General features: G+C 74.2%; 16 protein-coding genes. 8 read left to right on the top strand and 8 right to left on the bottom strand.

The features are described 5' to 3' along the window. The first annotated feature begins 4 nt into the window (after window positions 1-4). Together kdpC and ACGF5U_RS21910 are read left to right on the top strand one after the other, a co-directional pair. On the top strand, window positions 5-616 hold the full coding sequence (gene kdpC / locus ACGF5U_RS21915) for a potassium-transporting ATPase subunit KdpC (protein WP_392711649.1): 612 nt from the start codon (window positions 5-7) through the stop codon (window positions 614-616). 197 nt (window positions 617-813) lie between these two features. After that, window positions 814-3363 (top strand): DUF4118 domain-containing protein, encoded by a 2550-nt coding sequence (locus ACGF5U_RS21910; RefSeq protein WP_392711648.1) that lies wholly within the window; start codon window positions 814-816, stop codon window positions 3361-3363. A gap of 156 nt (window positions 3364-3519) precedes the next feature. On the opposite strand, the gene ACGF5U_RS21905 is transcribed toward ACGF5U_RS21910, so the two are convergent. Continuing rightward, window positions 3520-4485, bottom strand: coding sequence for a pirin family protein (locus ACGF5U_RS21905; protein WP_392711647.1), 966 nt, complete (start codon window positions 4483-4485; stop codon window positions 3520-3522). A gap of 126 nt (window positions 4486-4611) precedes the next feature. Here ACGF5U_RS21905 and ACGF5U_RS21900 point away from each other — a divergent pair, with 126 nt between their 5' ends. Further along, a complete protein-coding gene (locus tag ACGF5U_RS21900; RefSeq protein ID WP_392711646.1) occupies window positions 4612-4956 on the top strand; it encodes a tetratricopeptide repeat protein in 345 nt (114 codons plus the stop codon). Window positions 4957-5188: 232 nt separating this feature from the next. After that, entirely contained in the window at window positions 5189-5560 is a 372-nt protein-coding gene (gene trxA, locus ACGF5U_RS21895; protein ID WP_392711644.1) for a thioredoxin, read from the top strand. Window positions 5561-5603: 43 nt separating this feature from the next. On the opposite strand, the gene ACGF5U_RS21890 is transcribed toward trxA, so the two are convergent. The 4 genes from ACGF5U_RS21890 to ACGF5U_RS21875 form a co-directional block, all read right to left on the bottom strand. Beyond that, complete coding sequence (locus tag ACGF5U_RS21890) at window positions 5604-6788, bottom strand: thiolase family protein (protein ID WP_392711643.1); 1185 nt, start codon at window positions 6786-6788, stop codon at window positions 5604-5606. An 88-nt stretch (window positions 6789-6876) separates the two neighbouring features. Further along, complete coding sequence (locus tag ACGF5U_RS21885; RefSeq protein ID WP_392711642.1) at window positions 6877-7173, bottom strand: hypothetical protein; 297 nt, start codon at window positions 7171-7173, stop codon at window positions 6877-6879. Window positions 7174-7307: 134 nt separating this feature from the next. Continuing rightward, window positions 7308-8516, bottom strand: a complete 1209-nt coding sequence (locus ACGF5U_RS21880) for a glycosyl hydrolase family 18 protein (protein ID WP_392711640.1) — start codon at window positions 8514-8516, stop codon at window positions 7308-7310. 85 nt (window positions 8517-8601) lie between these two features. Next, complete coding sequence (locus ACGF5U_RS21875; RefSeq protein WP_392711639.1) at window positions 8602-9456, bottom strand: TIGR02452 family protein; 855 nt, start codon at window positions 9454-9456, stop codon at window positions 8602-8604. Between the two features lie 176 nt (window positions 9457-9632). On the opposite strand from ACGF5U_RS21875, the gene egtA reads away from it, so the two are divergent. From egtA to egtD, 4 genes are read left to right on the top strand one after another with little or no spacing between them, the layout of a single operon-like run. Further along, on the top strand, window positions 9633-10916 hold the full coding sequence (gene egtA, locus ACGF5U_RS21870) for an ergothioneine biosynthesis glutamate--cysteine ligase EgtA (RefSeq protein WP_392711638.1): 1284 nt from the start codon (window positions 9633-9635) through the stop codon (window positions 10914-10916). Continuing rightward, window positions 10913-12235: an ergothioneine biosynthesis protein EgtB gene (gene egtB / locus ACGF5U_RS21865; RefSeq protein WP_392711637.1), complete on the top strand. Its 1323-nt coding sequence runs from the start codon at window positions 10913-10915 to the stop codon at window positions 12233-12235. The genes egtA and egtB overlap by 4 nt, the downstream gene beginning before the upstream one ends. Next, window positions 12235-13050, top strand: coding sequence for an ergothioneine biosynthesis protein EgtC (gene egtC, locus ACGF5U_RS21860; RefSeq protein WP_392711636.1), 816 nt, complete (start codon window positions 12235-12237; stop codon window positions 13048-13050). The genes egtB and egtC overlap by 1 nt, the downstream gene beginning before the upstream one ends. Next, window positions 13047-14012 (top strand): L-histidine N(alpha)-methyltransferase, encoded by a 966-nt coding sequence (egtD, locus tag ACGF5U_RS21855; RefSeq protein WP_392711635.1) that lies wholly within the window; start codon window positions 13047-13049, stop codon window positions 14010-14012. Before egtC ends, egtD begins: the two co-directional genes overlap by 4 nt. On the opposite strand, the gene ACGF5U_RS21850 is transcribed toward egtD, so the two are convergent. The 3 genes from ACGF5U_RS21850 to ACGF5U_RS21840 all read right to left on the bottom strand — a co-directional run bounded on the left by ACGF5U_RS21850 (window position 13907) and on the right by ACGF5U_RS21840 (window position 17092). Further along, window positions 13907-14803, bottom strand: coding sequence for a lysophospholipid acyltransferase family protein (locus tag ACGF5U_RS21850; RefSeq protein WP_392711634.1), 897 nt, complete (start codon window positions 14801-14803; stop codon window positions 13907-13909). The genes egtD and ACGF5U_RS21850 overlap by 106 nt on opposite strands. Next, window positions 14800-15657: a GNAT family N-acetyltransferase gene (locus tag ACGF5U_RS21845; RefSeq protein ID WP_392711632.1), complete on the bottom strand. Its 858-nt coding sequence runs from the start codon at window positions 15655-15657 to the stop codon at window positions 14800-14802. Before ACGF5U_RS21845 ends, ACGF5U_RS21850 begins: the two co-directional genes overlap by 4 nt. 178 nt (window positions 15658-15835) lie before the next feature. Continuing rightward, a complete protein-coding gene (locus ACGF5U_RS21840; RefSeq protein ID WP_392711631.1) occupies window positions 15836-17092 on the bottom strand; it encodes an extracellular solute-binding protein in 1257 nt (418 codons plus the stop codon). Window positions 17093-17293: the final 201 nt, after the last annotated feature.

Here is a 17293-nt window from a genome sequence, read left to right as displayed (position 1 = left end):
CCTCATGAACAACTCCGCAGGAAACGCCGCCCGGCTCGTCTGGGCCGCGCTGCGCGCGCTGCTGGTGCTGACCGTCGTGACCGGCGTCGTCTACCCGCTCGCCGTGACCGGCATCGCCCAGGTCGCCTTCCCCGACAAGGCCGACGGCTCCCTCGTCGAGGACGGCGGCCGGGTCGTCGGCTCGGAGCTGATCGGGCAGACCTGGAACCGCCCGGGTACGGACGAACCCGACCCCAGGTGGTTCCAGCCACGCCCATCGAACAGCGGGTACGACCCGCTGGCGACCGGCTCCGGCCAGCTCGGCGCCTCGGACCCGACCCTGACCAAGGCGGTGGCGGACGCCAGGAGGGCCGTGGCGGCCTTCAACCAGGTACCCGAGTCCGAGGTCCCGAAGGACGCCGTCACCGGCTCCGCCTCCGCGATCGACCCGCACATCTCCCCGGAGTACGCGGCCATCCAGGTCGAGCGGGTGGCGGCGCACAACCGGCTCGACACGGCACGGGTCCGGCAGCTGGTCGCCGACCACACCGAGGGCCGCACCGCCGGGTTCCTCGGCGAACCGCACGTCAACGTGGTGAGGCTGAACCTCGCCCTCAAGGCCCTGGCCGGGCGCTGACGGCCGCACGGGCACGACGGCACGCGGGCCGGCGCCCGGGGGCCTTCACGGTCACCGGGGCGCCGGCTCCCGCCGTATCCTCCGGACGACGGAAGGCGCCCACTCGGCGACACGGCCGCTCGGCCGCTCGGCCGCTCGGCGACAGGACCACGCGGCCCCTCGGCCGCTCGATCACGAGACACCGGAACGGACAGGGCATGGGACGCGGCAGGCTACGGATCTACCTCGGTGCGGCGCCGGGCGTCGGCAAGACGTACGCGATGCTGTCCGAGGCGCACCGCCGCGTCGAGCGCGGCACGGACTGCGTGGTCGCCTTCGTCGAGCACCACGACCGGCCGCGTACGGAGGTGATGCTGCACGGCCTGGAACGGATCCCCCGCCGGGAGATCGCCTACCGCGACACCGCCTTCACCGAGATGGACGTGGACGCGGTCCTGGCCCGGCGCCCGGCCGTCGCCGTGGTGGACGAGCTGGCGCACACCAACGTGCCCGGCTCGCGCAACGCCAAGCGGTGGCAGGACGTCGAGGAGCTGCTGGCCGCCGGGGTCGACGTCATATCCACGGTGAACATCCAGCACCTGGAGTCCCTCGGGGACGTCGTGGAGTCGATCACCGGTGTCCGGCAGCAGGAGACCGTCCCCGACGAGGTGGTCCGGCGGGCCGACCAGATCGAGCTGGTCGACATGTCCCCGCAGGCCCTGCGCCGCCGCATGGCGCACGGCAACGTCTACCGGCCGGAGAAGATCGACGCGGCGCTGTCGAACTACTTCCGGCCGGGCAACCTCACGGCCCTGCGCGAACTGGCGCTGCTGTGGGTGGCCGACCGGGTCGACGAGTACCTCAAGCAGTACCGCACCGACCACGCGGTCTCGACGGTCTGGGGCGCCCGGGAGCGCATCGTCGTCGGACTGACCGGCGGCCCCGAGGGGCGCACCCTGATCCGGCGGGCCGCGCGGCTCGCGGAGAAGGGGGCGGGCGGCGAGGTCCTCGCCGTCTACATCGCCCGCAGCGACGGGCTGACGTCCGCCTCCCCGAAGGAGCTCGCCGTCCAGCGGAGCCTGGTGGAGGACCTGGGCGGAACGTTCCACCATGTCATCGGGGACGACGTCCCGTCCTCGCTGCTGGAGTTCGCCCGGGGGAGCAACGCCACCCAGATCGTCCTGGGCGCGAGCCGCCGCAAGGCGTGGCAGTACGTCTTCGGACCCGGGGTCAGCGCGATCGTCGCCCGCGACTCGGGCCCCGACCTGGACGTCCACATCGTCACCCACGACGCCGTCGGCCGGGGCCGCGGCCTGCCGGCGGCCCGCGGCACCCGGCTGGGCCGGCCCCGGCTGGTGTGGGGCTGGCTCGTGGGCGGCGCCGGCCCCTTCCTCCTCGCCTGGCTGCTGACCCTCATCGGCGACGGCGCCGGATTCGCCAACCAGATGCTGCTGTTCCTGGGGCTGACCGTGAGCGCGGCGCTCGTCGGCGGCATGTTCCCCGCCCTCCTCGCGGCCACCACCGGCTCCCTGCTGCTGAACTGGTTCTTCACCGAGCCCGTCCACACCTGGACCATCTCGGACCCCGAGAACATCGTCGCCATCTGCGTCTTCTTCGCGGTCGCCGTCTCCGTGGCGTCCGTCGTCGGCCACGCCGCCCGCCGCACCCAGCAGGCGGCTCGCCTGCGGGCCGAATCAGAGACGCTGTCCCTGCTCGCGGGCAGCGTCCTGCGCGGCGAGACCAGTCTGGACGCCCTGCTGGAGCGTGTCCGTGAGACGTTCCAGATGGAGGCGGTGGCCATGCTGGAACGGAAGAGCGACGTCGACCCGTGGACCTGCGCGGCCGGCGTCGGCACCGTGGAGGCGCGTCCCGCGCGGCCGGAGGACGCCGACGTCGACATGCCGGTCGGCGACCATCTGGCTCTCGCGCTGACCGGCCGCGTCCTGCCCGCCGAGGACCGCCGCGTCCTCGGCGCGTTCGCCGCGCAGGCCGCCGTCGTCCTCGACCGGCGGCGGCTGGTGGGCGAAGCGGCGGAGGCCCGCAAGCTCGCCGAGGGGAACAAGATCCGCACGGCCCTGCTGGCGGCCGTCAGCCACGACCTCCGCACTCCCCTGGCGGCGATCAAGGCGGCGGTGACGTCCCTGCGCTCCGATGACGTCGAGTGGTCCGACGAGGACCACGCCGAGCTGCTCGCCGCCATCGAGGAGGGCGCCGACCGACTCGACCACCTGGTGGGCAACCTCCTCGACATGTCCCGCCTCCAGACCGGCACCGTCACTCCGCTGCTGCGGGAGACGGACCTCGACGAGGTCGTGCCGATGGCGCTGGGCGGCGTACCGGAGGACAGCGTGGGACTCGACATCCCCGAGACCCTGCCGATGGTCACCGTCGACCGTGGCCTGCTGGAGCGGACGGTCGCCAACGTCGTCGAGAACGCCGTCAAGTACAGTCCGCGGGACATTCCGGTCATCGTCTCCGCGAGCGCGCTCGGGGACCGCGTCGAGCTGCGCGTGGTCGACCGGGGGCCCGGCATCCCCGACGAGGCCAAGGAGCAGGTCTTCGCCCCGTTCCAGCGGTACGGAGACGCACCGCGCGGCGCGGGCGTGGGCCTCGGCCTCGCGGTGGCGCGCGGCTTCGCCGAGGTCATGGGCGGCACGCTCACGGCCGAGGACACGCCCGGCGGCGGCCTCACCATGGTCCTCGCGCTGCCGAAGGCGGTCGGCCACCCGGTCGCACGGCCGGAGGTACCCGCCGCGACGACGACGTGACCGGACGGGCACTCCCGGCGTCGGTCGCGGCGTCACTCCCGACGTCGGGACCGGCGTCGGTCGCGGCGGAGTCCGGCACGGGGCGCGGCCTGCGGCTCGTCGTACCGGACTCCGCCGTACCGGACTCCGCCGACAGGAGCGCTTGTCGGCGTGGGGTCAGCCCACCCTTCCCCGCGGTTTCAGCGCCACCGGCGGGAGTGCGGGGGCCGGCAGGCGGCCGCCGTCGTAGCCGGTGACCTCTCCGAAGCGGGTGCCCTTCATCCAGTCGTCGCGGGCCTGCTCGATCTCCTCGTGCGAGCGGCCGATGAAGTTCCACCACATGATGATCTCCTCGGCGAACGGTTCGCCGCCGAGGAGCATCAGGCTCGCGTCCGAATCGGCGCGCAGGGGGAGTTCAGTGCGGCCGCAGCCCAGGTAGAGCATCGAGCCGGGCAGGACGGGGACGCCGTCGACATGGGCCTCGCCGGACATGGAGAGGACCGCGTACTCGAAGTCGGGGTCCAGCGGGAGGCGGGCCGAGGCGCCTCGGGCGAGGGTCAGGTCGGCGCCGACGATCGGGGTGTACGTCGTGCCGGGGGACGTCGTACCGTCCAGGGTGCCCAGGATGACCGTGGCCGTCACGCCGGGGGCGGTGACGTGGGGCAGTTCGGCGTGGTACTCGAACCGGGGGTCGACCTGGCGGTGGGCGTCGGGCAGCGCCACCCACAGCTGGGCGCCGTGCAGGTAGCGGGCGTGCGGGCGGGGGCTCTCCTCGGAGTGGGCGATGGCCCGGCCCGAGGTCATGAGGCCCAGCTGCCGCGGGAGCACGGTCTGCAGGCTGCCGGTGCTGTCGCGGTGCAGGACCTCGCCCTCGTGGAGCCAGCTGACGGTCTGGAGCCCCATGTGCGGGTGCGGCGGTACCTGCATGCCGGGTTCGTCGGCGATGTCGTCGGGGCCGTAGTGATCGACGAAGGCCCAGGCGCCGACCATGCGACGGCCCAGGTTGGGGAGCAGTCGGCGGACCTCGGTGGATTCGCCGAGCTGTACATGGCGGGGGCTGAGGAGTTCCCGCACCGGTTCGGCGACGACGAAGCCCCGGCCGCCGCAGAGGGAGGGCGTGGCCTGACGGTCAAGATTGCTCATGCCGCACAACCTAGGGGATGGCGCCGCCGGCCGCCCTGCTCGGACCCGATCGGGTCCTGGCCCCGGCCGGCGGGGGCCCGTCCCGGGTGGTGGAATGTTCAACCGTCTGCGGGGGTTGCACGGGATGTGAGCGAGACCTACTACGAGTACGGCACGGCCGCCGAGCGCTGGGAGCGTGCGCGGCTGTTCTTCGACGCGAAGGAGTACGTCACCGCGGCCGGCATCCTGCGCGGCCTGGTCGACGAGGTTCCCGAGCAGACCGCGCCACGGCTGCTGCTGGCCCGCGCGTACTACCACTCGGCGCGGCTGGGCCTGGCCGAGGCGGAGCTGCGCGCCCTCCTGGAGCGGGATCCGGTGGAGCACTACGCCCGTCTGATGCTGGGCCGCACCCTGGAGCGGCTGGGGCGGGCGGCGGAGGCCGCACCGCATCTGCGCCTCGCCGCCGCGATGGCCGGGGAGTTCCCGGACTGATCTCCCCGGCGCGTCGGGCACGTGGCCCCCACGTCTTCCCGGCGCGATCCGCCGTCATCAGCCGTGATCAGCCGTGATCCGCGCACGGTACGTGTGCGGCGCGGCCGGCCGGGCAGTCGACACAGCGGGAAGACCGCACGGCGGCGGCAGCGGCTCGGCGGCACAACGGAATACGACGACCCCGGGCACCGTTCTCCGGGGCACCAACGGACAGCCGGAAGAGGCGGACAGCATGAGCACTGTTGAGCTCACCAAGGACAACTTCGACCAGGTCGTCACGGACAACGAGTTCGTGCTGATCGACTTCTGGGCTTCCTGGTGCGGTCCGTGCCGGACGTTCGGCCCGATCTTCGAAGGCGCGTCCGAACGCCACCCCGATCTGGTCTTCGGCAAGGTCGATACCGAGGCGCAGCAGGAGCTCGCCGCCGCGTTCGGCATCCAGTCGATTCCGACCCTGATGATCGTCCGTGACAAGGTCGCCGTCTTCGCCGAGCCGGGCGCCCTGCCCGAGGCCGCTCTGGAGGACCTGATCGGGCAGGCGCGCAAGCTCGACATGGACGCGGTCCGCGCGTCGATCGCGAACGGCGGGCCGAAGGAGGCCTGACGCCTCCCCGCCACTCGGCGGCGTTCAGGGCTCCGGGACCGGTTCAGCGCTCCAGGACCAGTGCCAGGCCCTGACCGACGCCGATGCACAGGGCCGCCAGGCCCGTGCCGGAGCCCGCGGCGGCCAGCTGGTGGGCGACCGCGCCCGCCAGCCGGGCGCCGGAAGCGCCGAGCGGGTGGCCGATGGCGATGGCACCGCCGCGCGGGTTGACGACCGACGGGTCGAGGTCCGGCCACTCGGCGAGGCAGCCGAGCGACTGCGCGGCGAACGCCTCGTTCAGCTCGAACGTGGTGAGGTCGGCGAAGGTGCGGCCGGACTTCGCCAGGGCCCGCTGGACCGCCTCCACCGGGCCGAGCCCGAACAGCTGCGGTTCGATCCCGGTGACGGCGGAGGCCCTGATCCGGGCGAGCGGCTCACGGCCGCTCGCGCGCAGCCCCTCCTCGTCGACGAGGAGCAGCGCGGCGGCGCCGTCGTTGAGCGGTGAGGCGTTGCCGGCGGTGACCGTGCCGTCGGCGCGGAACGACGGCTTCAGCTTCGCCAGGGCCTCCATGGAGGTGGTGTCGCGTATGCACTCGTCGCGCGTCAGGTCCACGCCGTCGTACGGGACGACCTCTCCGTCGTACAGGCCCTTCGCCCACGCGGCGGCGGCCTTCTGATGGCTCGCCAGCGCGAACGCGTCCTGCCGCTCCCTGCTCAGCGCGTGCTTGTCGGCGATGAGTTCGGCGCCCTCGCCGAGCGAGACGGTCCACTCGGCGGGCATCCTCGGGTTGGTCATGCGCCAGCCGAGCGTGGTCGAGTGCAACTGCTGGTGACCGGCCGGGAAGGCGCGTTCCGGCTTCTGGAGCACCCAGGGCGCGCGTGACATGGACTCGACGCCGCCCGCGACCGCGACCGAGGCGTCACCGAGCGCGATCGCCCGTGCGGCCTGGATGACGGCTTCGAGGCCGGATCCGCAGAGCCGGTTGACGGTCACGCCGGGCACCGTCACGGGCAGACCCGCGAGGAGCACCGCCATGCGGGCCACGTCGCGGTTGTCCTCGCCCGCGCCGTTGGCGTCGCCGAAGTAGACGTCGTCGATCCTGGCGGGGTCGAGGTCCGGGGTGCGGTCCACGAGCGCCCGGACGACATGGGCGGCGAGGTCGTCGGGGCGTACGGAGGAGAGCGCGCCGCCGAACCTGCCGATCGGCGTGCGGACGGCGTCCAGGACGTAGACGTCGCGGGTGGTCATCGGGTCGCTCCCCCTGCCTCGGCCGCTCGTCCGTGAACGGCCGTTCATCGTCGGACGGGCCCGAGTCTCCGTTTCCTCGGCGCCGCTGTCAACGGTCCTGGTCCCCCGTCGGGTCGCCCGGTGCGCCGACGTCCGTGATCCGTGCCGACAGGCCGTAGTCGAGCTCCGCGCCGTCCACCAGGAGGGCCTCGACGGTACGGGTCTCCGGGTCGATGTCCGCGACGAGGCCCTCGCCCGCATACCGGGGGTAGCCGGAGGCGCCCGTCTCGCCGGTGGCCTCCACGACGGCCGAGCGGATCGCCACCTCGGCGAGGTGCGCGGCGTCCCGGCCCTCGGCGTGCTGGGGGACGACCAGGATCTCGAAGCGCTGCGGATGTGTCCTCATGCACGCGACGCTAGAGACGTTCGGCGTGCCGCGCACGTCGGACGCACGGCGGACGGCGATGACAGCGGACGGCGGAGGGCGGACGGCGGTGACGGGACGGGGGCCGCGGGCGGAGGCCCCGGCGCTGGCGGGGGTCAGCCGCGCGCCAGGACCGGCCAGACCTCGGGGTCCTCGAAGTCGAGCGCCCACAGCGCGGTGTTGCGTACGCCGTGGCGGCGCAGCACCGGCAGATGCGCGGCGACGCCCCGCGCGTCCTGGTACCAGACGTGACGGGTCCCGCCGCCTTCCCGGTAGCTGAAGTGGGGTGTCCCCGAGGCCGGGTCGAGGTGGTACGGGCGGTTGTGCGCCGTGCGCAGCGCCTCCGCCTCCCGCCAGGTGACATGGGTGGCCCGGCCGCCGTCGGCGGGCCAGTTCCAGCCGTATCCGGGCAGGGCCAGTTCGATCCGGTCGCGCGGGACGAGCGAGGTGGCGCGGCGCAGCGTCTCGTCGTACCACTGCGGGGTCGCCAGGGGTCCCGGTTCGCCGCCCTTCCAGTGCAGGTCGTAGCCCATGATCCGGAGCCGGTCGACGGCGTGGCCGAGCCGTGCGTAGTCCCAGACCCGCCCGGTCGTCGCGGTCTGCGGTGAGACGGTCACCACGCACAGTTTGCGCAGGGCGTGGAGCCGTCGGCAGACCTCGGCGACCAGGTCCGCGTAGCCCGCGCGGACGGCGGGGCGCTCCGCGTCACCGGTCGGCGCGATCGACTCGTAGTCGAGGTCGAGCCCGTCGTACGCACGGCCGCGCACGGTCCGTACGAGCGCCGCGGCATGGGCCGTGCGGCGTTCGGGGCTGGTCACCAGGGCGGCGAGCGCGCCGGGTGCCATGGTCTCGCTGACGGTGGGGACGACCTTGATGCCGGCCCGGCGCAGACCGTCGATGACGCGCCGCTCGCCCGCGCCCGGGTACGGCTCGATCTCGCCGGTCGGCAGGGCGCGGTACCAGAACGGGCTGACGGTGTGGAGCTGCCGGGCGTGGCGCAGGGCGTCCTGGTAGGCGGCTTCCTGGTTCCAGTACGGCAGCCAGGCGGAGACCGTCCGTACATCCGGAGGAGCGGCGGGCGGCGGGGTCAGCGCCGGAGGTACGGCGTGTGCCGCACGCGCGGCGGCGCCGGGGCCGTGCCCGGCATGGGCGCCGGGGCCTGGTGCGGACCCGGGGCCGGGCGCGGCGTGGGCGCCGCGCGGCGCGGACGGGCCGACGACGGCGACGGTGACGGTCAGGACGGTCAGGGCGAGGGCGGCAGGCAGCCTACGGGCCCTGCGGGCGGCACGGGCGGGGCGCGCGGCCGGGGTGGTTTCGGTGATCATGCCCTGAGGGTGCGGCCCCGGCGGCCGGCGCGCCCCGTGGAGTGGGCCGGACAGCCGCTACGGTGCCCCCTGCCGGAGCCGAGCGCTACCGCCGAGCCGGGCGCCCGTCGGCGAAGACGTCGCGGAACGCGCCGAGGGTGGTGGTGCGCGGGGTGCGGTCGAGGATGGCGAACACCACCTCGTCGAAGTGGCCCGCGAACCGGCCCGGCGCGGCTCGTCCGTCGGCCGTGAGCAGCGTCGCGAACGCCTCGGCGACCGTCTTCGGGTCGTTGCGGAAGACGCCGCAGCCCCAGGCGCCCAGTACGAGCCGGCGGTAGCCGCACACGGCGGCGGTCTCCAGCACGCGTTCGGCGCGCGAGGCGAGCGCCTCGGGTATGCGCGGGGCGGCATCGGGCGTACGCCGGACGATCACACCGGCGTTGGGCGCGGGCGAGGTGAGGAACCCGACCCGGTACGGGGTGTCGAGGAGCCCGCCCCGGTCGTCGCGGAAGACGGGGACGCCGGGTGAGTGGACGACCCGGTCCGAGTAGAAGGGGTCGCGGTCGGCGCGGTGGTGCTCGTAGAACCCCGGTACGCGCAGCAGCGTGGCGTACAGCGCCGATGCCCGGCAGAGCGCCTCCTCCTGCGCCTGCGCGCCGTTGAGGTAGCCGCCGCCGGGGTTGCGGGCGGACGAGAAGTTGAGCACCGCGACCGGCTCGGGCGCGGCGCCGGTGAGGCGTCGTGCCGCCTGCGTGCTGGACTCCCCGGTGACCTCGACGCGGGTCGTGCGGCCGGTGTCGGGGGTGACGGGGACGGGCTCGGGTCCGTACATCCGGGTGCCGGCCAGGGCGGTGGCCACCGCGTCGGCGATGCGGACCTCGCGGCCGCCGGGTGACGTGTAGCGGCCGGCGGCGACGATCGCCTCGGTGTCCTTCGCGATCTGACGCAGACGTGCACTCATACCCGGCATCCTGCGGGGCAATCCGGCGTCCGGCAACGGGTTTTCGTTCCCGGACGATCCGGGGCACGGCGGTGGCCGGGGCGCGAACACCGTTACCCGGTGGCACTCTTGTGCGATCAGTGGTGCTTTGGTTTAGGTGGATCGGCACGTACGTCCATCGATCCGAGGAACCCACCATGTCACCGAGCGACGTCAACGACGGCGGAGCCCCGCTGTCCGAGGACGAGGCAGAGGACCTGTTGCGGTGCATCTGCTTCAAGACGGGCCCGCCCCGCACGGTCGGGGTAGAAGTCGAATGGTTCGTCCACGATCTGCGAGACCCGCACATCCCCGTACCCGCCGACCGGTTACGCACCGCCTTCGCGGTCCTGCGGACCGTGCCCCTGCGGTCGGCCCTCACCCTCGAACCAGGCGGGCAGCTGGAGCTCAGCTCGCCGCCCGCCGCCTCCCTCGACGACTGTGTCGGCATCGTCTCGGCCGACCTGACCGCCGTGCGCACCGCGCTCCGCGCTCTCGGCCTCACCCTCACCGGACACGGAACCGATCCCTGGCTCTCGCCGCGCGAGCGGCTGCTGCGCGAGCCCCGTTACGACGCCATGGAGGCGTATCTGGACCGTTCGGGCCCCGCCGGGCGGGCCATGATGCGGGACTCCGCCTCCGTGCAGATCTGTCTGGACGCCGGGCACGAGGGGCCGGGTCCCCTCGGCTTCGAACGGCGCTGGCGGCTGGCCCATCTGCTGGGCCCCGTCCTGGTCGCGTCGTTCGCCAACTCCCCCACCCTGCACGGCAGACCGACCGGTCTGCGCTCCACCCGGCAGTGGCTGTGGGCCGAGCTCGATCCGGTGCGCGGCGTCGCCCCGGACCTCGACGGCGAGCCCCGTGCCGCCTGGGCGGCGCACGTCCTGGACGCTCCGGTGATGTGCGTCCGGGCCGAGCGCGGCCCCTGGGCCGTCCCGGACGGGCTGACGTTCCGCGGCTGGCTGCGCGGCGGGCGGCGCAGACCGCCCACCCGCGCGGACCTCGACTACCACGTGTCGACGGTGTTCCCGCCGGTGCGGCCGCGCGGCCACCTCGAACTGCGCATGGTCGACGCCCAGCCGGGCGAGGACGGCTGGATCGTGCCGCTCGCGGTCACCACCGCGCTGTTCGACGACCCGGAGGCGGCGGAGGCCGCGTACCGGATCGTGGCGCCGCTCGCCGGGGCGGCCGGGGCGCCGCGCCCGCCGCTGGACGCGCACTGGCGGAGCGCGGTACGCGACGGCCTGGCCGCGCCCCGGCTGCACGAGGCCGCCGTCGCCTGCTTCGCGCTGGCGGGCGAGGCACTGGCACGGAGCGGCGCCGACGCGTCCGTACGCGAGGCCGTCGCCGCGTTCGCCGAACGCCATGTCGCACGGGGCCGATGCCCCGCCGACGAGCCGCCGACCCCGACCCCCGTACTCGGGAAGGACCTCCGCGCATGACCGACCCCGAAGAGCTCAGGCGGCGCGCGCTGGCCGCGCTGACGGCCGCCCGGGCCCGGACCACCCTGCTCACCGACTGTGTCGACGAGGACGACCTCACCGCCCAGCACTCGCCGCTGATGTCACCGCTCGTCTGGGACCTGGCCCACATCTCCAACCAGGAGGAGCAGTGGCTGCTCCGCGCCGTCGCCGGTCGCGAGGCGATGCGCCCCGACATCGACTCCCTGTACGACGCGTTCGAACACCCCCGGGCGGCCCGGCCCTCGCTGCCGCTGCTGGCGCCCGCCGAGGCCCGGGGCTACGCCGCCGACGTACGCGACCGGGTCCTGGACGTCCTGGACCGCACCCCGCTGGAGGGGCGCCCGCTGGTGGACGCGGGGTTCGCCTTCGGGATGATCGCCCAGCACGAGCAGCAGCACGACGAGACCATGCTGATCACGCACCAGCTGCGCCGGGGGCCCGCCGTGCTGACGGCGCCCGAGCCGCCGCCGGCCGGGCCCGACGCGGCGGGGCTGCCCGCCGAGGTACGGGTGCCGGGCGGCCCGTTCACGATGGGCACGTCGGCCGAGCCGTGGGCCCTGGACAACGAACGGCCCGCCCACGTCCGCGACGTACCGGAGTTCTTCATCGACACCGTGCCGGTCACCAACGGCGCGTACCTGCGGTTCATCGAGGACGGCGGTTACCGCGACGCCCGCTGGTGGGCGCCCGAGGGCTGGGCCCAGATCCGGGAACACGGCATCGGCGCGCCGCTCTTCTGGCAGCGGGACGGCGGGCCTGGCGGGCGGTGGCTGCGGCGCCGCTTCGGCGTCGTCGAGCCGGTGCCCGACGACGAGCCGGTGCTCCATGTGAGCTGGTACGAGGCGGACGCGTACGCCCGCTGGGCGGGCCGGCGGCTGCCGACGGAGACCGAATGGGAGAAGGCGGCCCGCCACGACCCGGTCTCCGGCCGTTCGCTGCGCTTCCCGTGGGGCGACGCGGATCCGACGCCGGACCACGCCAACCTGGGCCAGCGCCATCTGCGCCCGGCACCGGCGGGGTCCTACCCGGCGGGCGGCTCGCCGCTCGGGGTGCGGCAGCTGATCGGTGACGTGTGGGAGTGGACGTCCAGCGACTTCCTGCCGTACCCGGGCTTCGTGGCCTTCCCCTACCGGGAGTACTCGGAGGTGTTCTTCGGCCCGGCGCACAAGGTGCTGCGCGGTGGCTCGTTCGCCGTGGACGCGGTCGCCTGCCGGGGCACGTTCCGCAACTGGGACCTGCCGGTGCGGCGGCAGATCTTCTCCGGATTCCGCACCGCCCGGGACGGGGGTGGCGCCTGATGTGCCGCCATCTGGCGTTCGTCGGGCCCGCGACCGCGCTCGGGGAGCTGCTGGTGAGCCCCGCGCACGGGCTGTACCGGCAGTCCTGGGAGCCGCGCCGGCAGCGCCACGGCACGGTGAACGCGGACGGTTTCGGGGTCGGCTGGTACGCGCCGGGCGACCCGGTACCCGCGCGCTACCGGCGCGCGGGCCCCATCTGGGCCGACCGGTCGTTCGCCGATCTGGCCCGGGTGGTGCGCTCCGGTGCTCTGCTGGCCGCCGTGCGGGACGCCACGCTGGCGGGCGCCGACGCGGAGGCGGCGGCGGCTCCGTTCGCCGGCGGCCGGTGGCTGTTCAGCCACAACGGGGCGGTCACCGGATGGCCCGGCTCCGTCGCGGCACTCGCCGGCGGGCTGCCGGGCGACGAGTTGCTGTCGCTGGAGGCGCGCAACGACTCGGCGCTCGTGTGGGCGCTGGTGCTGCACCGGCTGCGGGCGGGCGAGGCCCCGGACGCGGCACTCGCGGCGACGGTGCTCGGCGTCGCGGCGGCGGCCCCGGGTTCCCGGCTGAACCTGCTGCTCACCGACGGCGCGACGGTCACCGCGACGACCTGGGGCGACACCCTGTGGTACCTCGCGGACGCGGAGGCGGGCCGCACGGTGGTGGCCTCGGAGCCGTACGACGACGATCCCCGCTGGCGCGAGGTGCCGGACCGCGTCGTGCTCACCGCGACCCGTACCGCCGTCTCGCTCGTGCCGCTGGCGTCCCGCGCGCCATCGGGCGGCCGCCCCGCCCCTTCCCCTTCGTTCAGCCCGCTCGAGGAGTCCCCCGCGTGAGCCCGTTCCTGCTGACCCGCACCCTGCCCGAGGGTGCCACCGCCGCCGACCTGCGCGCCGACGTGCGCAACGGCCTGACCCGCACGCCGAAAGAGCTGCCGCCCAAGTGGTTCTACGACGCGCGGGGCAGCGAACTGTTCGAGGAGATCACCCGACTGCCGGAGTACTACCCGACCCGGGCGGAGCGGGAGATCCTGATCGCCCGGGCGCCCGAGATCGCCGCCGCGACCGGCGCCCGGACCCTGGTCGAGCTGGGCTCGGGGTCATCCGAGAAGACCCGCCATCTGATCGACGCGCTGCTGCCGGGCCTGGACAGCTATGTGCCCGTCGACGTCAGCGAGAGCGCGCTCACCGGCGCGGCCGAGGCGCTGACGACGGACGTGCCGGGGCTGCGGGTGCACGCCCTGGTCGCCGACTTCACCCGGGGCCTCGCCCTGCCCGGTACGCCGGGGCCCCGGCTGGTCGCCTTCCTCGGCGGCACGCTGGGCAACCTGCTGCCGAGCCAGCGGGCGTTGTTCCTGCGGTCGGTGCGGGCGCTGCTGGCACCCGGTGACGCGCTGCTGCTCGGTACCGACCTGGTGAAGGACGAGGAGACACTCGTCGCCGCGTACGACGACGCGGCGGGTGTGACCGCCGCGTTCAACAAGAACGTCCTGTCGGTGCTCGCGCGGGAGCTGGGCGCGGACGTGGACCCGGCCGACTTCGACCATGTGGCGGTGTGGGACCGGGAGCGCGAGTGGATGGAGATGCGGCTGCGGGCGCGCTCCGCGCTGACCGTGAAGATCCCCGAACTGGCGCTCGCGGTGACGTTCGAGGCGGGTGAGGAGATGCGTACGGAGGTCTCGGCGAAGTTCCGTCAGGAGGGCGTGCGGGCCGAACTCGCGGCCGCCGGGCTCGAACTGGCCCGGTGGTGGACCGACGAGCGCGGACGGTTCGCGGTGTCGCTGGCGACGGCCGTCTGAGCCGCCCAAGCCAGGGAGCGGCGGTCGGTCCCGGGCGCCGCGGGGATCGGGTCCAGGATCCGGATCTCCGCGGTCAGCCCGCCGGCCGCCGCGACCCGCCACAGCGACGCCGGGAGCGGGTCGTCGCCGACGAACGCGGCGGGTCCGACGGGCAGATAGGCGATCCGTACGGGCTGGACGGGCGCACCGGCGTCCAGGGCCGCCTGGAACGCGGCCGGCCGGAACCGGCCCGACGCGCGCCCGCACCAGGTGGAGCCCTCGGGGAAGACCACCACGCGCGCCCCCGATGTGAGCGCGTCCGCCAGCGCGCGGACCGTGCCGGGCAGGCTCCGCAACCGGTCGCGGGCCACGAAGAGGGTGCCGCCCCGGGCGGCGAGCGGGCCGAGGAGCGGCCAGTGCCGTATCTCGCTCTTGGCGACCATCCGGCCGGGCAGGACCGCCGCGATGAGCGGTACGTCCAGCCAGGAGATGTGGTTGGCCACCACGAGCTGTGGCCCGCCCCTTGGCGTACCCACCACTCGGATACGGACGCCGAAGGCGCTGAGTACGGCCCCGCACCACAGCCGGGTGAGGGCATGGCGTGCGGCGGCGGCGAACAGCGCGGTGAGCGGGGCGAGGAGCACCCCGGTGAGCACGACGAGGATGCCGGCCGTGAGCCGTACGGCCGCCCACACCGGGGGCACCGGGCATGCGCCGTCCGACGTGGTCGCGCAGCCCCGCGGGGTGCACGGCGATGTGGGCAGCCAGGGCGAGCGGTCCCGCCCCGGGGCGGAGAGGGGCCGGGGGGTCATGCCAGCGGGGCGAGGGAGAGGAAGTGGCGCAGGTAGCGGGGGTCGGTGCGGCGCAGTGACAGCAGGACGTACAGGTCGGCGACGCCGAAGTCGACGTCATGGGCGGGCGCGCCGCACACCCAGGCGCCAAGCCTGAGGTAGCCGCGCAGCAGCGGCGGCAGCTGGGTGCGGCCGGCCGGTACGTCGATCCCCTCGGGGGACCAGAGCTTGTGCGGGGTGACCCAGTACTCCTCGGGCGCGAGGTGCCTGGCCTTCACGGTCCGCCAGGTGGCGGCGGCGAGGGCGCCGCCGTCGGAGAGCGGGACGGAGCAGCAGCCGGCGAGCCACTCGTGCCCGGTGCGGGTCATGTAGCGGGCGATGCCGGCCCAGATGAGGGAGATGACGGCGCCGTTGCGGTGGGCGGGGTGGACGCAGGAGCGGCCGACCTCGACGAGGTCGTCGCGGACGGGGGCGAGGCGGGTCAGGTCGAACTCGCCCTCGGAGTAGAGGCGTCCGGCTATGCGGGCGCGGTCGGGCGGGAGCAGCCGGTAGGTGCCGACGATCTCGCCGGTCGTCTCCTCGTGGACGAGCAGGTGGTCGCAGTACGCGTCGAACGCGTCGCTGTCGAGACCGGGTTCGGGTCCTTCGACGCGGGCGCCGAGTTCGCCCGCGAACACCAGGTGGCGCAGCCGCTGGGCGGCCCGTACCTCGTCCTGGTGCCGGGCGAGGCGCACCGCGTACCGGGGCTGGGCCTCCTCGTCCGGGGCGGGGGCGGCGGTGGCCGGCGGGACGAGCCGGGGCGCCCCGGTGTCGAGGGGCCGGGGCGTCTCGGGGGCGAGGGGCGGGACGAGCGCGGTGGCGGGTGAAGCGGGCATGGCGGTCTCCTGTGGCCGGGCGGTGGGGCCGGACCGCCGCTGCGGCGGCCCGCTCCCTACTTCTCCCGCCGCCGGCTGGATTCGGAATGACGGTCCGGCGGAGCGGGGATGTGCGCCCGCTGAATGCCCGGTACGCCGCGCCCGGCGGCCGCGGTGGTGTCCACCGCGGCGGGGACGGTCAGTCGCGCAGCGCCTCGGTGATGCGCTGCGACGCCGCCTTCGCCGCCCGTTCGGGGTCCTCGCCCCGCAGGACCGCCGTCATGTACGGCTTGATGGGGTTGTCCGCCTCGACGGCCGCCCAGCGGGGCGAGTTGGGTGTGGCGCGGCCGTGCGCGGCGCCCGCCGCCATCGCCGCGGTCGCCTCCTCGCCCGCGACGGCGGACGCGAGGGACGCCTTGTTGGGCACGTACTTCATGGTGCGGGCCAGATCGGTCTGCCACTTCTCGCCGGCGAGTGCCTTGACGACGCCGATCGCGGCGTCCCGGTCCCGTGAGTTCACCGGGACGACGAGGTCGGATCCGCCGGTGAAGACGGCGCACGGCTTGTCCGGGGTCCGGCCGGGGATGGGGAAGAAGCCCAGCTTCCCCTTGAGCGCGGGGTTGGCCTCCTCGATGGCGACGGCGGCCCCGGGCGGCGCGATGATCTGTGCGACGTCCCCGGTGGCGAAGACGTCGGTCTGCGGCGGTGTCTGCTCGTCGGCGTCCTTGGGGCCCGAGCCGAGCGACTGGAGCTCCTTGTAGAAGTCCATGCCCTTGAGCGCCTCGGGGCTGTGGAGCGTGCCGGTCCACTCGCCCGCCTTCTCGACCGCGAGGTCGCCGCCCTCGTCCCAGACGAAGCCGGCGAGCGTGTACCAGTCCTGTCCGGAGAGGTAGATGCCCTGCGTGCCGATCCGGTTGAGCTTCTCGGTGTCGTCCAGCCACCGGTCGCGGGTCTTCGGGGGCGTGCGGATGCCGGCGTCGGCGAAGTGGTCCTTGTGGTAGATGACCACCCGGTTGGCGGCGTACCAGGGGATGCCGTACTGGGAGCCCTTGATGCTGCCGGGTTCGGCGAGTCCGGGCAGCCAGTCCTGGTGGCCGAGGTCCCGTACGGCCTCCAGTGTCAGTTCGTACAGGTTGTCGGTCTCGGCGTACTGGGCGACCTGGGTGTTGCCGACCTCGATGACGTCGGGGGCGTCGTCGCTCTCCAGGGCGGCGGTGACCTTGTCGACGATGCCGGTCCACTCCTGGAAGGCCACGTCGAGCCGTACGGTCGGGTTCTCCTTCTCGTACGCCTCGGTGAAGCGCTGCAGGAAGTCCTCGGAGACGCTGTTGCGCATCAGCCACACGGTGACCGTGCGGCGCGCGCCGCCGTCGGATCCGGGTACCAGTCCGCATCCGGCCAGGGCCGTCAGCGTCAGGAGGGCGGCGGTACAGGCGAGCGGGCGGCGTTTCTTCACGTAGGTCACCTTCGGCACGGCATGCGGAGGACGGACCCGACGTGGGGGGAGCGAACCGGGTTCGCACGGGCGGATGGCTGGATTTTGGTATGGACCAATGCCCCGGTCAAGCCCCGGCCCGGCCCCGACCTCGTCCGCCTCGCGGACCGGGGCGACGTGGGGCACGGTGGAAAGGACCACCACCGGGCGACGAGGAGGCCC

Source organism: Streptomyces sp. NPDC047886 (genome assembly GCF_043204435.1).
Classification (GTDB): Bacteria; Actinomycetota; Actinomycetes; order Streptomycetales; family Streptomycetaceae; genus Streptomyces.
Note: the sequence above shows the minus strand (reverse complement) of the source record. Positions and strands in the feature narration are given on the sequence as shown.

Bases quoted from the DNA above. Each gene is read 5' to 3' on its own strand.
- egtA (WP_392711638.1), top strand. From the start codon at position 9,633: ATGTCACCGAGCGACGTCAACGACGGCGGAGCCCCGCTGTCCGAGGAC.
- ACGF5U_RS21885 (WP_392711642.1), bottom strand. From the start codon at position 7,173: ATGAGGACACATCCGCAGCGCTTCGAGATCCTGGTCGTCCCCCAGCAC.
- kdpC (WP_392711649.1), top strand. From the start codon at position 5: ATGAACAACTCCGCAGGAAACGCCGCCCGGCTCGTCTGGGCCGCGCTG.
- egtC (WP_392711636.1), top strand. From the start codon at position 12,235: ATGTGCCGCCATCTGGCGTTCGTCGGGCCCGCGACCGCGCTCGGGGAG.
- trxA (WP_392711644.1), top strand. From the start codon at position 5,189: ATGAGCACTGTTGAGCTCACCAAGGACAACTTCGACCAGGTCGTCACG.
- ACGF5U_RS21910 (WP_392711648.1), top strand. From the start codon at position 814: ATGGGACGCGGCAGGCTACGGATCTACCTCGGTGCGGCGCCGGGCGTC.
- ACGF5U_RS21880 (WP_392711640.1), bottom strand. From the start codon at position 8,516: ATGATCACCGAAACCACCCCGGCCGCGCGCCCCGCCCGTGCCGCCCGC.
- ACGF5U_RS21850 (WP_392711634.1), bottom strand. From the start codon at position 14,803: ATGACCCCCCGGCCCCTCTCCGCCCCGGGGCGGGACCGCTCGCCCTGG.
- ACGF5U_RS21890 (WP_392711643.1), bottom strand. From the start codon at position 6,788: ATGACCACCCGCGACGTCTACGTCCTGGACGCCGTCCGCACGCCGATC.
- ACGF5U_RS21875 (WP_392711639.1), bottom strand. From the start codon at position 9,456: ATGAGTGCACGTCTGCGTCAGATCGCGAAGGACACCGAGGCGATCGTC.
- ACGF5U_RS21905 (WP_392711647.1), bottom strand. From the start codon at position 4,485: ATGAGCAATCTTGACCGTCAGGCCACGCCCTCCCTCTGCGGCGGCCGG.
- ACGF5U_RS21845 (WP_392711632.1), bottom strand. From the start codon at position 15,657: ATGCCCGCTTCACCCGCCACCGCGCTCGTCCCGCCCCTCGCCCCCGAG.
- egtB (WP_392711637.1), top strand. From the start codon at position 10,913: ATGACCGACCCCGAAGAGCTCAGGCGGCGCGCGCTGGCCGCGCTGACG.